The organism is Streptomyces sp. NPDC020898 (assembly GCF_044333925.1).
GTDB lineage: Bacteria > Actinomycetota > Actinomycetes > Streptomycetales > Streptomycetaceae > Streptomyces.
Genome location: NZ_JBIRRV010000009.1, coordinates 1 through 16,019, shown reverse-complemented (window position 1 = coordinate 16,019; position 16,019 = coordinate 1). Strand labels below are relative to the sequence as shown.

At 69.9% G+C, this 16,019-nt stretch carries 12 protein-coding genes; 8 read left to right on the top strand and 4 right to left on the bottom strand.

Features of this window, described 5'->3' with window-relative positions; translation table 11 throughout:
- Positions 1-145: 145 nt before the first annotated feature.
- On the bottom strand, positions 146-4,282 hold the full coding sequence (locus tag ACH4TV_RS26890) for an SCO5717 family growth-regulating ATPase (RefSeq protein WP_398402396.1): 4,137 nt from the start codon (positions 4,280-4,282) through the stop codon (positions 146-148).
- A 446-nt stretch (positions 4,283-4,728) separates the two neighbouring features.
- Positions 4,729-5,091, bottom strand: a complete 363-nt coding sequence (locus tag ACH4TV_RS26885; protein WP_398402394.1) for a DUF397 domain-containing protein — start codon at positions 5,089-5,091, stop codon at positions 4,729-4,731.
- 281 nt (positions 5,092-5,372) lie between these two features.
- Here ACH4TV_RS26885 and rpsO point away from each other — a divergent pair, with 281 nt between their 5' ends.
- The 5 genes from rpsO (at position 5,373) to ACH4TV_RS26860 (ending at position 10,910) form a co-directional block, all read left to right on the top strand.
- On the top strand, positions 5,373-5,660 hold the full coding sequence (rpsO, locus tag ACH4TV_RS26880; RefSeq protein ID WP_006381404.1) for a 30S ribosomal protein S15: 288 nt from the start codon (positions 5,373-5,375) through the stop codon (positions 5,658-5,660).
- A 364-nt stretch (positions 5,661-6,024) separates the two neighbouring features.
- On the top strand, positions 6,025-8,265 hold the full coding sequence (locus ACH4TV_RS26875) for a polyribonucleotide nucleotidyltransferase (RefSeq protein WP_398402392.1): 2,241 nt from the start codon (positions 6,025-6,027) through the stop codon (positions 8,263-8,265).
- Positions 8,262-9,641, top strand: a complete 1,380-nt coding sequence (locus tag ACH4TV_RS26870) for a M16 family metallopeptidase (protein ID WP_398402390.1) — start codon at positions 8,262-8,264, stop codon at positions 9,639-9,641. Before ACH4TV_RS26875 ends, ACH4TV_RS26870 begins: the two co-directional genes overlap by 4 nt.
- Positions 9,642-9,686: 45 nt before the next feature.
- A complete protein-coding gene (dapB, locus tag ACH4TV_RS26865; RefSeq protein ID WP_398402388.1) occupies positions 9,687-10,439 on the top strand; it encodes a 4-hydroxy-tetrahydrodipicolinate reductase in 753 nt (250 codons plus the stop codon).
- 12 nt (positions 10,440-10,451) lie between these two features.
- Positions 10,452-10,910, top strand: coding sequence for a hypothetical protein (locus ACH4TV_RS26860; protein ID WP_398402386.1), 459 nt, complete (start codon positions 10,452-10,454; stop codon positions 10,908-10,910).
- Between the two features lie 89 nt (positions 10,911-10,999).
- Here the strand turns inward: ACH4TV_RS26860 and ACH4TV_RS26855 are convergent, their stop codons facing one another.
- The gene (locus ACH4TV_RS26855) at positions 11,000-11,557 is read right to left on the bottom strand and encodes a hypothetical protein (RefSeq protein WP_398402384.1); all 558 of its coding nucleotides are present in this window, start codon (positions 11,555-11,557) and stop codon (positions 11,000-11,002) included.
- A 140-nt stretch (positions 11,558-11,697) separates the two neighbouring features.
- Positions 11,698-11,937 (bottom strand): hypothetical protein, encoded by a 240-nt coding sequence (locus ACH4TV_RS26850; RefSeq protein ID WP_398402382.1) that lies wholly within the window; start codon positions 11,935-11,937, stop codon positions 11,698-11,700.
- 211 nt (positions 11,938-12,148) lie between these two features.
- Here ACH4TV_RS26850 and thyX point away from each other — a divergent pair, with 211 nt between their 5' ends.
- From thyX to ACH4TV_RS26835, 3 genes are all read left to right on the top strand, one after another.
- Positions 12,149-12,886, top strand: a complete 738-nt coding sequence (gene thyX / locus ACH4TV_RS26845) for an FAD-dependent thymidylate synthase (RefSeq protein WP_398402380.1) — start codon at positions 12,149-12,151, stop codon at positions 12,884-12,886.
- A gap of 218 nt (positions 12,887-13,104) precedes the next feature.
- A complete protein-coding gene (gene dapA / locus ACH4TV_RS26840; RefSeq protein ID WP_398402378.1) occupies positions 13,105-14,004 on the top strand; it encodes a 4-hydroxy-tetrahydrodipicolinate synthase in 900 nt (299 codons plus the stop codon).
- A 129-nt stretch (positions 14,005-14,133) separates the two neighbouring features.
- Complete coding sequence (locus ACH4TV_RS26835) at positions 14,134-15,819, top strand: ribonuclease J (protein ID WP_398402376.1); 1,686 nt, start codon at positions 14,134-14,136, stop codon at positions 15,817-15,819.
- The last annotated feature ends 200 nt before the right edge of the window (positions 15,820-16,019 follow it).

The following is a 16,019-nucleotide window of genomic DNA, read 5'->3' as shown; positions in this document are numbered from 1 at the left end:
CGGGGGGGGGTTTGTTTTGGCGGGTTTTTTTCCTGCGGGCGCCGTGGTGGGCGGGGGGGGGTCAGGCGGGGGGTGTGGCTTGCTGGGCCCCGCCCGGGGGCGGGGCCCCGCGGGCCCCCCCCCCCCCTTCTCTGTTGACCGCCGCTTACTGCTGCTGCGGGTAACCGGGTTGCTGGGGCTGCTGCTGAGGCGGCTGGTAGGGCTGCCCGGGCTGCGGCGGATAGCCGTACGGCTGCTGTGGCGGGTACGGCTGGCCGGGCTGGGGAGGCGGCGGGTACTGCCCCGGCTGACCGGGAGGCGGTACCTGCTGCCCGGGCTGGGCCGGGTACGGGTGCCTCTGCGCCGGCTGCCCCGGAATCTGCTGCGCCTGCTGCTGATGTCCCGGCAGCGGCGGCGCCGCGACCGGGGGCGGGTTGCCGTCCGAGGTCCACAGCCCGTGCATTTGCTGGTGGCGTACGAAGTCCTCGGCGATCATGGCGGCGAGGTTGAAGTACGCCTCGCGCACCTTGGGCCGCATCATGTCGAGGTCGACCTCGGCACCGGCGGCGAGGTGCTCGTCGAAGGGCACGGTGATGACACCCCGGCAGCGCGTCTCGAAGTGGGAGACGATGTCCTCCACCTTGATCATCTTGCCGGTCTCCCGCACACCCGAGATGACGGTGATGGACCGCGAGACGAGGTCCGCGTACCCGTGGGCGGACAGCCAGTCCAGCGTCGTACTGGCGCTGCTGGCACCGTCCACGGACGGCGTCGAGATGATGATCAGCTGATCGGCGAGGTCGAGTACGCCCCGCATGGCGCTGTAGAGCAGACCGGTACCGGAGTCGGTCAGGATGACCGGGTACTGCTTGCCCAGTACGTCGATCGCGCGCCGGTAGTCCTCGTCGTTGAAGGTTGTGGAGACGGCCGGGTCGACGTCGTTGGCGATGATCTCCAGCCCGGACGGCGCCTGGGACGTGAACCGCCGGATGTCCATGTACGAGTTGAGGTACGGGATCGCCTGCACGAGGTCACGGATGGTGGCCCCGGTCTCGCGCCGCACACGGCGGCCGAGCGTACCGGCGTCCGGGTTGGCGTCGATGGCGAGGATCTTGTCCTGCCGCTCGGTCGCCAGGGTCGAGCCGAGCGCGGTGGTCGTGGTCGTCTTGCCGACACCGCCCTTGAGGCTGATGACGGCGATGCGATAGCAGGACAGCACCGGAGTACGGATCAGCTCCAGCTTCCGCTGCCGCTCGGCCTCCTCCTTCTTCCCACCGATCTTGAACCGGGAGGGCGCGGCTGCGGGCCGGCCGCTCTTCGCCTTCTGCTTCTTGCTGAGCAGCCGGTCGGAGGACAGTTCGACGGCCGCCGTGTAACCGAGCGGCGCGGCACCGGGGTTGGTCATCTGCCGCTGGTCGTGCTGCATGGGCTGCGGCCAGGCGGCACCGGTACGCGGATCGACGGGCTGCCCGCCGTACTGCGGTGGCGGAACCTGCCCGGGCACCTGTGGGGCGGCCTGAGGCCCGGCCTGCGGGTGCGGCGCCTCACCCTGCTGCGGCACCTGGGGCTGCGGCGGCGCCTGCTGCGGGGGCGCCTGCGGGAAGGGGAACCCATACCCACCGGGCGGCCCGACAGGACCCCCGGGGGCAGCGGGCGCACCGGGGTGCGGGAATCCGTAGCCGGGCTGCGGGCCGGCGGGATGGGGCACGGGGGCGCCGGGAGGCGGGAAGCCGTAACTGTCCTGGCCATGGGGACCCGGCACCGGGGGCGCGACCGGCCCGGGCGCCGGGTTCGGGGGCGCGGGACTGTCGGCGGCGGTCGGAACGGAGGCCGGGGGCGTGGGGCCGAGGGCGTGGGGCTGAGCGCCGGGGGGCGGGAAGCCGTAGCCGTCTTGGGCGTTGGGGCCTGCCGGGGCAGGGGCGGGCGTGGCCGACTGCGGGAGGTCGTGACCTCCCTGGGCGTTCGGGGCCGGGGGCTGAGCGCCGGGAGGCGGGAAGCCGTAGCCGCCTGGGGCGTTGGGCCCCGCCGGGGCAGATGCAGGCGCGCCCGGCTGCGGGAAACCGTGACCGCCTTGGGCGTTGGGCGTCGGGGCCGGTGTGCTGCCGGGGAGCGGGAATCCGTACCCGCCTGGGGCGTTGGGGCCCGCCGGGGCAGGGGCTGGCGCGCCGGCCTGTGGGAAGCCGTACCCGCCCTGGGCGTTGGGGCCCGGGGGCGCCGGGTGCGCGCTGTCGGCTGGCGCCCCCGGGGGTGGGAAGCCGTACCCGGCGGGAGACGCGTCTGGGGCCGAAAGGTTCGGGGTCGGCGGTTGGGCGCCGGGGGGTGGGAAGCCGTAGCCGCCTTGGGCGTTGGGCCCGGTGGGGGCATGGGCAGCGGGCGTGCCCGGCTGAGGGACGCTGTGCCCGGTCTGGACCGGGGCCGGTGCGTTGCCGGGGGGCGGGAATCCGTAGCCGTCCTGGGCGTTGGGCCCGGCCGGAGCGGACGCAGGCGTGCCCGGTTGGGGGAGGCCGTGACCGTCCTGGGCGTTCGGCGCCGGCGACTGACCGCCGGGGGACGGGAAGCCGTAGCCGCCTTGGGCGTTGGGGCCGGTGGGTGCCGGGCTCCTGGTGCCGGCCGGTGTCGCCGGGGGCGCGAAGCGATAGTCGGCGGGCGACGCGCCCGGTGCCGGGGGAGGGGTGGGCTGGGCCGGTGCGGTCGCGTTGGGCGGCGGCGGGAATCCGTACCCGGCGGGTGGGACATTCTGCGCCTGGGCAGGGGCGTTCGGTGCCGGGGGCTGAGCGCCGGGCGGCGGGAAGCCGTACCCCGGCTGCGGCGGGGGCCAGGCGGCGGGCGCCGACTGCGGGGCCTGCGGCTGCAACGGGGGCTGCATCGACGGTACGGGCGGCTGCTGGCCCGGTACGGCGGGCGGCTGCGCAGACGCGGCCTGCGGCTGAACGGGCGCCGCTTCCGGCTGCGCCTGAGGCTGAGGTTGCGGCTGTGCGGGCCACTGTCCCGCCGACGCGGGAGCAGCGGGCTGGTACGACGGCGGCAGCGGCGGCAACCCGCCCTGCGGTACCTGCGGGGGAGCCCAGGACGGCGGCACGGTGCCGGGCGCACCCTCCGGCAGCGGGGGCAGGTTGAGCGGCGCGCTGGGCACCGAGTCCCGGGCGGGCGCGACCGGCATGGAGTCCCGTACGTCGTCGACGGCACCCGGCACCGGTACGGCGTCCTGAGGCTCGGCAGCCACGGGCTCGGGGTCTTCGGGTTCGGCCTTCGCCGGCTCGGCATCGGCGACCTGAGCAGCGACCGGCTCGGCGTCCACCGGCTCCGGGGTAACAGGCTCTGGGTCCACGGCGTCCGGCGCTACTGGCTCGACATCGACCGGTGCCACGTCGGCGTCGACTTGGACGAACTCGGCGTCCACTGCCGGCCCGTCCTCGGCTTCCGCGTCGGCATTCGTGGGCTCGACAGCCTGCGGCGGTACAGCGTCGCCGGTGCCGTCCTCATCCAGGGATTCGTCCTCCTGGAGCTGGGGCTCGGCGCCGCTCATCTCGTCGTCGGCCTCGCTGACATCCGTACCCTCGTCGTTCTCGTTATCGTCCTTGGGACCGACCGGGGCCGTGACAACCTCAGCCTCTCCCTCCACGACAGCCACGGGCTCCGGGACACTCACCTCAGCGGCGGCAGCCTCGACCTCGACGGCCGCGCTGACCACCGGCTCCTGCGGTGCCTCCGCCGCCGCTGCCGCCCGCTCCGCGAAGTCGCGCTGCGCGGCGGCAGGGGAGATCCGCATGGTGGAGCCGCTCTCCAGGTCACCGTTTCCGGCAGCGTCAGCCGGAGAAGCGGGCGGAGTGGGCGGCGCCGGAGGGGTCCACTGGGCCTGGAATCCGCCCACGGGAAAGTTGGGGACAGCCGTAGGGCTCGCAGGACCACCGACAGCCGGCCCGGCCGGAGCCGCGGACTGCGGAGTCACAGCCTGGAACCCACTGCCCACCGGCAGCCGGGGCACAGCCCCAGGGCTCGCGGAAGCAGAAGGGGGCGCGGGCGCAGCACCGGAAGCCGCAGCCTCGGCACCGGCAACAGCCGGATCCGCGTCTCCACCCGTACCCGTGTCCGATTCGGCGCTCGACTCGGCCTCGGCCTCGGCCGCATCGTCCGACTCGTCGTCCGACGAGGCCGACCCGCTCGACGCGTTCTGTGTGTACCAGGCGGGCGTCGCGTAGTCGATGGTGAACTCGCCCGTCGTCTCGACGGCGGACTCCGCGTCGGACTGGTCATCGCCGGGTGTGGCCCAGCCCCCGCGGATCCCGTTCCGATCGCTGTTCACAGTTCCTCCTGGTGTGGTCGAGCACCCTCGTGCCGTGCTGGGGCGACCATTTCTCGTCTGTCTTCTTGTCGTCCGAAGCCGATGTGCGGTGGAGGTCGTCCGAACTGCTCGGCTCTCCCCCCGGTACGCGCCGGTCCCAGCCTAATCACCACGACCCCCGCCCCGGCAGGCCCGTCCACCCCTCAGTGACCGTCCATTACGTCACAGCCTGACCGGAACCGATCCCGTTCGCGCTCGAACCGCCTTATCCGGCTGGAGAGTTGACAGGACCGGAGCGAAATCCGCCCCACGGGTGCCACAACCTCACATGCATAGTAGGCGGCCCCTCCGACAACCGACTTCGCAGCAAAACGCAGAAAAAAAGGGGGGCGGGGCCGGCGTACTGCACCGGCCCCGCCCCTCACGCCGTCCCCCAGGACGGCCGTCACTCGGAAGGACTGAGCGAACTACTCGACATCCCCACCGGAATCGGTACCCGGGTCGGCGTCCGTGGCCGCCAGCCCGCCGTTGAGTTCCGTCGGCTCCAGATCGAACTCCCCGTCGCGCGCCCCGAGCACGAACGCCGTCCACTCCGCCTCCGTGTAACGGAGGACGGTGTCCGTGTCCAGGGACGACCGCATGGCCACCGCACCGTCGGGAAGATAGGCGATCTCGACCCGCTCCTCGTGCTCCTCCGTGCCGGGGGCGCTGTGCCACTCGACGCCCGAGATGTCGAGGGAGTACAGCTCGTCCCGCTCCCGCTCCTTGCGCGCCTTGACGTCCTCGTCCTGCGCGGCCGTGGTGTCCTGTGCGCCCTGTGCCTCCGCCATGGCGAAGAGACCCCTTCCCGACGTACGTCATACGACTACTACGATCTGTGTTCTCACCCTAGTGGCCCAGGCCTGGCCGTCCGGACTGTTTGCGCACCGCGGTGAGGGCGGCCGCTGCCTGCTGGTATCCTGGTCGACGGCCGTTTGTGTACGCACCCCTGGAGTCACTCACTCCGGAGGCCGCGCCCAACGGATCTCCCGCCTTCCGAGTAACGGAAGCTCCCCTGAGAAGTGGACCAGGGGCACTCGGAGGCCACTACAAAGACTTACGAGGAGTACGCGTGTCGCTCGACGCCGCAGTGAAGAAGCAGCTCATCACCGAGTTCGGTACCAAGGAGGGCGACACCGGCTCCCCCGAGGTCCAGGTCGCGATGCTCTCGCGCCGTATCTCGGACCTGACCGAGCACCTCAAGACGCACAAGCACGACCACCACTCCCGTCGTGGTCTGCTGATCCTCGTCGGTCAGCGTCGCCGCCTTCTCCAGTACCTGGCGAAGAAGGACATCCAGCGCTTCCGTGCGCTGGTCGACCGCCTCGGCATCCGTCGCGGTGCGGCGGGCGCCAAGTAAGACGCTGTGAGAGGGAGCGGTTCCCACTTCTAGGGGGCCGCTCCCTTTGCCGTACGTGCGGAAACGTGCGGAGTGTCACTGCCTCTTTGTAGTGTGGTAGCACAACGCAATACGCAGGACACAGAACCCGTACGAGTGGACACGGTCCGTGAGTGCGGAAAGCAGGAAACGGACAGAGTCCGTACGAGGAGAAGTGCGACCTCACCGCCGCCGGTCCTCGGTAGTGGCCCCCGGGAGATGTGACCCCCGGGTGCTTCGATCGAAGACCGGCCCGCACTCAGAAGGCGCGCTTCTCCGAACCCACGTCCCTCTGCCACACGGGCAGCACGGGACAAAAGACGAAAAAGTATCGGAGAAAACGCTAGTGGAGAACGAGACCCACTACGCCGAGGCCGTCATTGACAACGGTTCCTTCGGCACCCGCACCATCCGCTTCGAGACGGGCCGCCTGGCCAGGCAGGCCGCCGGCTCCGCCGTGGCGTACCTGGACGACGACACCATGGTGCTGTCGGCCACCACCGCTTCCAAGAAGCCCAAGGAAAATCTTGACTTCTTCCCCCTCACGGTGGACGTCGAGGAGCGCCAGTACGCGGCCGGGAAGATCCCCGGTTCCTTCTTCCGTCGTGAGGGCCGGCCCTCCGAGGACGCGATCCTCACCTGCCGCCTGATCGACCGCCCGCTGCGCCCGTCGTTCAAGAAGGGCCTGCGCAACGAGATCCAGGTCGTCGCCACGATCATGGCGCTCAACCCCGATCACCTGTACGACGTCGTGGCGATCAACGCCGCCTCCGCGTCCACGCAGCTGGCCGGTCTGCCCTTCTCCGGCCCGATCGGCGGCGTCCGCGTCGCGCTGATCAACGGCCAGTGGGTCGCGTTCCCGACGCACACCGAGCTCGAGGACGCCGTCTTCGACATGGTCGTCGCCGGTCGCGTCCTGGAGGACGGCGACGTCGCGATCATGATGGTCGAGGCCGAGGCCACCGAGAAGACCATCACGCTGATCGAGGGCGGCGCCGAGGCGCCGACCGAGGAGGTCGTCGCCGCCGGTCTGGACGCCGCGAAGCCCTTCATCAAGGTGCTCGTCAAGGCCCAGTCCGACCTCGCCGCCAAGGCCGCCAAGCCCACAGGCGAGTTCCCGGTCTTCCTCGACTACCAGGACGACGTCCTGGAGGCCCTGACCGCCGCGGTCAAGAGCGAGCTCTCCCAGGCGCTCACCATCGCGGGCAAGCAGGACCGCGAGGCCGAGCTGGACCGCGTCAAGGAGATCGCCGCCGAGAAGCTGCTCCCGCAGTTCGAGGGCCGCGAGAAGGAGATCTCCGCCGCGTACCGCTCGCTGACCAAGTCCCTGGTCCGCGAGCGCGTCATCAAGGACAAGGTCCGCATCGACGGCCGTGGCGTCACGGACATCCGTACGCTCGCCGCCGAGGTCGAGGCCATTCCGCGCGTGCACGGCTCGGCGCTGTTCGAGCGTGGCGAGACCCAGATCCTGGGCGTCACCACCCTCAACATGCTCCGTATGGAGCAGATGCTGGACACCCTCTCCCCGGTGACCCGCAAGCGCTACATGCACAACTACAACTTCCCGCCGTACTCCGTCGGCGAGACCGGCCGCGTCGGCTCCCCGAAGCGCCGCGAGATCGGCCACGGCGCGCTCGCCGAGCGCGCGATCGTGCCGGTCCTGCCGTCGCGCGAGGACTTCCCGTACGCGATCCGTCAGGTGTCCGAGGCCCTCGGCTCCAACGGCTCGACGTCCATGGGCTCGGTCTGCGCCTCCACCATGTCGCTGCTGAACGCCGGTGTGCCGCTCAAGGCCCCCGTCGCCGGTATCGCCATGGGCCTGATCTCCCAGGAGATCAAGGGCGAGACGCACTACGTCGCCCTCACCGACATCCTCGGTGCGGAGGACGCCTTCGGCGACATGGACTTCAAGGTCGCCGGCACCAAGGAGTTCGTGACCGCCCTCCAGCTCGACACCAAGCTGGACGGCATCCCGGCCTCTGTCCTGGCCGCGGCCCTCAAGCAGGCCCGTGACGCCCGCCTCCACATCCTCGACGTGATGATGGAAGCGATCGACACGCCGGACGAGATGTCCCCGAACGCCCCGCGGATCATCACGGTCAAGATCCCCGTGGACAAGATCGGTGAGGTCATCGGCCCGAAGGGCAAGATGATCAACCAGATCCAGGAGGACACCGGCGCCGAGATCACGATCGAGGACGACGGCACCATCTACATCGGTGCCCAGGTCGGCTCGCAGGCCGAGGCCGCCCGCGCCACGATCAACGCGATCGCCAACCCGACCATGCCGGAGGTCGGCGAGCGTTACCTGGGCACCGTCGTGAAGACGACGACCTTCGGTGCGTTCGTGTCGCTGCTCCCGGGCAAGGACGGTCTGCTGCACATCTCGCAGATCCGTAAGCTCGCCGGTGGCAAGCGCGTGGAGAACGTCGAGGACGTGGTCGCCGTCGGCTCCAAGGTCCAGGTCGAGATCGCCGAGATCGACTCCCGCGGCAAGCTCTCCCTGATCCCGGTCATCGAGGGTGAAGGCGACGACGAGAAGAAGGACGCTGCATCCGACAGCAGCTCCGCTGCGGGCGACCAGTGACATCAAGCACCTCCACGGCGACGGCCCGCACCTCTTCTGAGGCGCGGGCCGTCGCCCGTACCCAAACCCTGATCAAGGGCACGAACGGCATCGGCACGGTCCGTAAGACCACCCTCCCCGGCGGCCTGCGCATCGTCACGGAAACCCTTCCGTCCGTGCGCTCCGCGACCTTCGGTATCTGGGCCCACGTCGGCTCCCGCGACGAGACCCCGGCCCTGAACGGCGCCACGCACTACCTGGAGCACCTGCTCTTCAAGGGCACGACACGCAGGTCGGCGATGGACATCTCCTCCGCGATCGACGCGGTCGGCGGCGAGATGAACGCGTTCACGGCGAAGGAGTACACGTGCTACTACGCGCGCGTGCTCGACACCGACCTCCCGCTCGCCATCGACATCGTCTGCGACATGCTCACGGGCTCGCTGATCCTCGAAGAGGACGTCAACGTCGAGCGCGGCGCCATCCTCGAAGAGATCGCGATGACGGAGGACGACCCGGGCGACTGCGTGCACGACCTGTTCGCGCACACGATGCTCGGCGACACCCCCCTCGGCCGCCCGGTCCTCGGCACGGTCGACACGGTAAACGCCCTCACCGCGGACCGCATCCGCCGCTTCTACAAGAAGCACTACGACCCGACCCACCTCGTCGTGGCGGCGGCCGGCAACATCGACCACAACAAGGTCGTACGCCAGGTCCGCGCGGCCTTCGAGAAGGCGGGCGCCCTCAAGCAGCTCGACGCCACGCCGATCGCCCCGCGCGAAGGCCGTCGCGGTATCCGTACCGCCGGCCGGGTCGAGTTGCTCGGCCGCAAGACCGAACAGGCGCATGTCGTCCTCGGCATGCCGGGCCTGGCCCGGACGGACGAGCGCCGCTGGGCACTGGGCGTGCTGAACACGGCCCTGGGCGGCGGGATGTCGTCCCGCCTCTTCCAGGAGGTCCGGGAGAAGCGCGGACTGGCGTACAGCGTGTACTCGTACACGTCGGGCTTCGCCGACTGCGGCCTCTTCGGCGTGTACGCGGGCTGCAGGCCCTCGCAGGTGCACGACGTGCTGAAGATCTGCCGCGACGAACTCGACCACGTCGCCGAGCACGGCCTCTCCGACGAGGAGATCGGGCGCGCCATCGGCCAGTTGCGCGGTTCGACCGTCCTCGGTCTTGAGGACACGGGCGCGCTGATGAACCGTATCGGCAAGAGCGAACTGTGCTGGGGCGACCAGATGTCCGTCGACGACATGCTGGCCCGGATAGCTGAGGTCACCCCGGACGCCGTACGTGAGGTCGCCCGCGAGATCCTGGGACAGCGTCCGTCGCTGTCGGTCATCGGCCCGCTCAAGGACAAGCAGGCCGCACGCCTGCACGAAGCGGTCGCCTGACAGCCGTACCCGCCCCACCCGTATCCGTCCGGTAAGGAAGCAAACATGAGCAAGCTGCGCGTGGCGGTCCTCGGCGCCAACGGCCGTATCGGCGCCGAGGCGGTGCGGGCGGTCGAGGCCGCCGAGGACATGGAACTGGTCGCCGCCCTCAGCCGGGGCGACAAGCTGGAGACGCTGGCGGACACTGGCGCTCAGGTCGCGGTCGAACTGACCACCCCGGCCTCGGTGATGGGCAACCTCGACTTCTGCGTGCGCCACGGCATCCACGCTGTCGTCGGCACCACCGGCTGGACCGACGAACGCCTCGCGCAGCTGACCGGCTGGCTGGCCCAGTCCCCGGAGACGGGCGTGCTCATCGCGCCCAACTTCTCCATCGGGGCCGTACTGACCATGAGGTTCGCGCAGATCGCGGCGCCCTACTTCGAGTCGGTCGAGGTCATCGAGCTGCACCACCCGAACAAGGTGGACGCGCCCAGCGGCACCGCGGCGCGCACGGCCCAGCTGATCGCGGAGGCCCGGGCCAAGGCCGGCTCGGCCCCGGCACCGGACGCCACGGTGACGGCGCTGGACGGCGCCCGGGGCGCGAACGTCGACGGGGTGCCCGTGCACTCCGTACGCCTGCGCGGTCTCCTGGCCCACCAGGAGGTCCTGCTGGGCGGCGAGGGCGAGACGCTCACCGTCCGCCACGACTCGCTCCACCACAGCAGCTTCATGCCGGGCATCCTGCTCGGCGCGCGCCGCGTCGTGGACACCCCCGGCCTGACCTTCGGCCTGGAACACTTCCTCGACCTCGGCTGAGAGACGAACGTCATGCGCGCGAAGCTCTCCTACGTCCTCACGGCCGCCGTCCTGGTCTTCTACTTCGTCCTGGCCGGCAGCCGCGGGATCATGCTCATACAGACCGGCACGCTCCTGACCGTCACCTTCGGCGTGGCGGTCCTGATCCTGCCGGTGATCGGCGTGTGGTTCCTCTGGAAGAACACGCAGTTCGTCCGAAACGCCAACCGCCTCGCCGCCGAGCTGGACGCCGAAGGCGGCCTGCCCGCCGACGAGTTGAAGCGCACTCCGAGCGGCCGGGTCGACCGCGACTCGGCCGACGAGGTCTTCACCAGGCGCAAGGCCGAGACGGAGTCGGCCCCGAACGACTGGCGCAGCTGGTTCCGCCTCGCCGTCGCCTACCACGACGCCCGCGACACCCCCCGCGCCCGCAAGGCGATGCAACGCGCGATCGCCCTGCACGACGGCAAGTCACCGGCCCAGGCGGCCTGAACACCCGGTCGCGGCACAGACGCTGAGAGGGGCCGGCCCGCAACCGCGGCCCGGCCCCTCTCAGCGATCGTCCGCCGGCGGGATGTCGCCTAGCCCCGCCCGAACTCCGCGGCCCAGGCCTCGACGCTGTCCGCGGCTCGGTCGAACGCCTCCATACGCGCCAGGAAGTCGGCGTTGTGCGTGGTCAGCAGCACAGGCAGATCGTCCGGCGCCCGATCCCGCCGTACGAGGAGCAGGGCCTGCCCCTGCACGGTGCGCGGCAGACCGAGCCAGCGCACCGGCTGCTGCACCGTACGCACGGCGACGACCTTCTCCCAGCGCGTCGTCCGGGTGCCGAGGAATCCCACCCGGCGCAGCCCGTGCGCACTCACCCACACGCCGGTACGCAGCAGTCGCAGCGTCACGGCGATGACGGCCAGCGCGATGCCGAGACATACGGCACCTCCGGACAGCTCGCCGGTGGCCGCGATGATGACCGCCGCGAACAGCACGTACGAGGCGAGCAGCAGCAGGAGCGCCGCCACACCCACCCGCCACGGTCCGGGCCGGTAGGGGCGCCGCCAGCGGTCGCGGTCGTCGAACGGCAGCGCGAGACCGGCCGCGGCCTCGTCGGAGGCGCGGTCGGCCGTCAGGAAGGTCAGGGGCACGGCTGGTCCTCACTCAAATCCATGCGCGGGCTGTGCCCGGTGAGGTTATCGAGCCGGTCGCCCGGTCACCAGCCTCGGGGGTCGGAGGAGGGCCCGACCAACGCCATTCGGCCGCAGGAGCAGCACCAACGGGCGGGACCTCAACGACGGTCGGACGCCTCGGACTGCTGCGTGTGCCCGGCTGCCCGGTCGACCGACAGCGCGGGCATCCCGAGGACCAGCGCGCCCACGAGCCCGGCGACGACGGTGAGCCCCAGAAGCAGGCGACCGGCTATCTCACCGGCGGACGCGCGCTGACGGGGTGGGGGAGCGACATTGCTGCGGAACCTGTCGGCCTCGGCGATGAAGGCGAACGGAATGGGCTCACGCCGATGGAACATGGGACTCGCTTCTCCTCGGAAGGACTCAGAAGGGCTCGGAAGACTCGTGACAACCGGGCGGCTCGAACGAACCACCCTCACCAATACAGACGCACGAACGCCCCAAGAGGTGCCCTGTTTCACCGATTTCATTGCGCAAGGCGTCGTCCGACCCGTATTGCGGCCCCCGTAGAGTGGAGCCGCACCACAGCTGAGATGGGAAGGACCCTCCGTGAGCCCCGCCGACGACCCCAAACCCTTCTTGTTGCGCAGTGAAGTCACCGTCGAACTGGTGAAATCCAGCGCATCGGACTCGGACGTCCTGTTCGCCGCTCGTGTCTCCACCGCGGGCGAGCAGTCCCTCGACGAGATGAAGAAGGACCCCGAGCGTTCCAAGGGGTTGATCAACTACCTGATGCGGGACCGGCACGGCAGCCCCTTCGAGCACAACTCGATGACCTTCTTCATCAGCGCCCCGATCTTCGTCTTCCGCGAGTTCATGCGGCACCGCGTCGGCTGGTCGTACAACGAGGAGTCGGGCCGGTACAGGGAGCTCGAACCTGTCTTCTACGTCCCCGACGAGTCACGCAAGCTGGTCCAGGAGGGCCGCCCCGGCAAGTACGTCTTCGTCGAGGGCACGCCGGCGCAGTACGAGTCGGTGAGCACCGTCCTGAACGAGTCCTACGAGCAGGCGTACGCCGCGTACCAGAAACTGCTCGCCGAAGGAGTGGCCCGTGAGGTCGCCCGCGCGGTCCTCCCGGTCGGCCTGTTCTCGTCGATGTACGCCACGTGCAACGCCCGCTCCCTGATGCACTTCCTCGGCCTGCGCACGCAGCACGAACTGGCCAAGGTGCCGTCGTTCCCGCAGCGGGAGATCGAGATGGTCGGCGAGAAGATGGAGGCGGAGTGGGCCAGGCTCATGCCGCTGACCCACGCGGCCTTCAACACGAACGGCCGGGTCGCTCCGTAGGGGCGAACGCACGCGCATCTCCCCACAGGGCACAGATGTACGGATCAGTCTCGCGAAGTGTCCAGATTGCGGTATTTCGTGAGGTTCATCTAGCCTGATCAAACGGACCCGGCACTGCTTGAACCCCCGAGCAGGCAGTGCCGGGTTCCATCTTTGTCATGACTTTTCCCGCACCCCTAGGGCAGACCGCGCCCTGAGCAGCGAGTAGCGTGGTACCCATGGCTCCGACCTCCACTCCGCAGACCCCCTTCGGGAGGGTCCTCACCGCCATGGTCACGCCGTTCACGGCGGACGGCGCGCTCGACCTCGACGGCGCACAGCGGCTCGCCACCCACCTGGTGGACGCAGGCAATGACGGCCTGGTCATCAACGGCACCACCGGCGAGTCCCCGACCACCAGCGACGCGGAGAAAACGGATCTCGTACGAGCCGTACTGGAGGCGGTCGGTGAGCGGGCCCACATCATCGCGGGCGTCGGCACGAACGACACCCGCCACAGCATCGAACTGGCCCGCGCGGCCGAGGCGACCGGTGCACACGGCCTCCTGACCGTGACGCCGTACTACAACAAGCCTCCGCAGGAGGGCCTTTACCGGCACTTCGCGGCCATCGCCGACGCCACCGAACTCCCGGTGATGCTGTACGACATCCCCGGCCGCAGCGGCGTCCCGATCAGCACCGAGACGATCGTCCGGCTCGCCGAGCACCCCCGGATCGTCGCCAACAAGGACGCCAAGGGCGACCTCGGCCGGGCCAGCTGGGCCATCGCCCGCTCCGGCCTCGCCTGGTACTCCGGCGACGACATGCTGAACCTGCCGCTGCTCTCCGTGGGGGCGGTCGGCTTCGTGTCGGTCGTCGGCCACGTCGTCACCCCGGAACTGCGCAGCCTGGTGGAGGCGTACGTCTCCGGCGATGTCCAGAAGGCGACAGAGATCCACCAGAAGCTGCTTCCGGTCTTCACCGGCATGTTCCGCACCCAGGGCGTCATGACCACCAAGGCCGCTCTCGCCCTCCAGGGTCTGCCCGCCGGACCGCTGCGCGCCCCGATGGTCGAGCTGTCGACCGACGAGATTGCCCAGCTCAAGATCGATCTTGCTGCCGGCGGGGTACAGCTCTGACAACAGACTTCACAACTGAATACGCGGGACAACTGTGCCTGCACTCCACATCCAACAACTGCTTTTGCACGAACGTCATGCGCGCCACGTGCCTTGCCGGTACGTGGCGCGTGTGGTGAGGAGAGTCTTTTGAGTCATCCGCATCCTGAACTCGGCGCCCCGCCGAAGCTCCCGGAGGGCGCCCTGCGGGTCACCCCGCTCGGCGGCCTCGGCGAGATCGGCCGCAACATGACCGTCTTCGAGTACGGCGGTCGCCTATTGATCGTCGACTGCGGCGTGCTCTTCCCCGAGGAGGAGCAGCCCGGAATCGACCTGATCCTGCCGGACTTCACGTCCATCAGGGACCGCCTCGAGGACATCGAGGGCATCGTCCTCACCCACGGCCACGAGGACCACATCGGCGCCGTCCCCTACCTCCTGCGGGAGAAGCCGGACATCCCACTGATCGGCTCCAAGCTGACTCTCGCCTTCATCGAGGCGAAGCTCCAGGAGCACCGCATCCGCCCGTACACCCTTGAGGTGACGGAGGGGAACCGCGAGCGCATCGGTCCCTTCGACTGCGAGTTCATCGCGGTCAACCACTCCATCCCGGACGCCCTCGCGGTCGCCATCCGCACCCCTGCGGGCATGGTGGTCCACACCGGCGACTTCAAGATGGACCAGCTTCCGCTGGACGGCCGTCTCACGGATCTACACGCGTTCGCACGACTGAGCGAAGAGGGCATCGACCTCCTTCTCTCGGACTCCACGAACGCCGAGGTCCCGGGATTCGTCGCGCCCGAGCGCGACATCTCGAACGTGCTGCGCCAGGTCTTCGCGGGCGCCAGCAAGCGGATCATCGTGGCCAGCTTCGCCAGCCACATCCACCGCATCCAGCAGATCCTGGACGCGGCCCACGAGTACGGCCGCAGGGTCGCGTTCGTCGGCCGCTCCATGGTCCGCAACATGGGCATCGCCCGGGACCTGGGCTATCTGAAGGTCCCGCCGGGCCTGGTGGTGGACGTCAAGACCCTCGACGACCTCCCGGACCACCAGATCGTCCTGGTCTGTACGGGCTCCCAGGGCGAGCCGATGGCCGCGCTGTCCCGCATGGCCAACAGGGACCACCAGATCCGTATCGTCCAGGGCGACACGGTGATCCTGGCCTCGTCCCTGATCCCCGGCAACGAGAACGCGGTGTACCGCGTCATCAACGGCCTGACCCGCTGGGGCGCGCACGTCGTCCACAAGGGCAACGCCAAGGTGCACGTCTCGGGCCACGCCTCGGCCGGCGAGCTCCTGTACTTCTACAACATCTGCAAGCCGCGCAACCTGATGCCGGTCCACGGTGAATGGCGCCACTTGAGGGCCAACGCCGAGCTGGGCGCCATGACGGGCGTCCCGCACGACCGGATCGTCATCGCCGAGGACGGCGTGGTCGTCGACCTGATCGAGGGCAAGGCGAAGATCTCCGGCAAGGTCCAGGCCGGGTACGTGTACGTCGACGGCCTCTCGGTCGGCGACGTAGGCGAACCCGCCCTCAAGGACCGCAGGATCCTCGGCGACGAGGGCATCATCTCCGTCTTCATGGTGATGGACTCGTCGACGGGCAAGATCACGGGCGGCCCGCACATCCAGGCCCGTGGCTCGGGCATCGACGATTCCGCCTTCACCGACGTCATCCCGAGGATCATCGAAGTCCTGGAGCGCTCGGCTCAGGACGGGGTGGTGGAGCCGCATCAGATGCAGCAGCTCATCCGCCGCACGCTGGGCAAATGGGTGTCGGACACCTACCGCCGACGCCCGATGATCCTCCCGGTCGTCGTGGAGGTCTGACGGCCTCAGAGGGCGCCGCTGAGCGGCCCCTCGTACGCGTCAACCCGGAGCGGGGGGGGGGGGGGGGGGGGGGGGGGCGCCCCCCCCCGGGGGGGGGGCGGGGGGGGGGCGGCGGGGGCGAGAACAATGAACCCGCACCCCCGCTCGACCACAACGAGAGGCACCGACGTGCACGACGACGAACTCATCGCACGGGCCAA

Bases quoted from the DNA above. Each gene is read 5' to 3' on its own strand.
- ACH4TV_RS26850 (WP_398402382.1), bottom strand. From the start codon at position 11,937: ATGTTCCATCGGCGTGAGCCCATTCCGTTCGCCTTCATCGCCGAGGCC.
- dapB (WP_398402388.1), top strand. From the start codon at position 9,687: ATGAGCAAGCTGCGCGTGGCGGTCCTCGGCGCCAACGGCCGTATCGGC.
- ACH4TV_RS26860 (WP_398402386.1), top strand. From the start codon at position 10,452: ATGCGCGCGAAGCTCTCCTACGTCCTCACGGCCGCCGTCCTGGTCTTC.
- dapA (WP_398402378.1), top strand. From the start codon at position 13,105: ATGGCTCCGACCTCCACTCCGCAGACCCCCTTCGGGAGGGTCCTCACC.
- ACH4TV_RS26885 (WP_398402394.1), bottom strand. From the start codon at position 5,091: ATGGCGGAGGCACAGGGCGCACAGGACACCACGGCCGCGCAGGACGAG.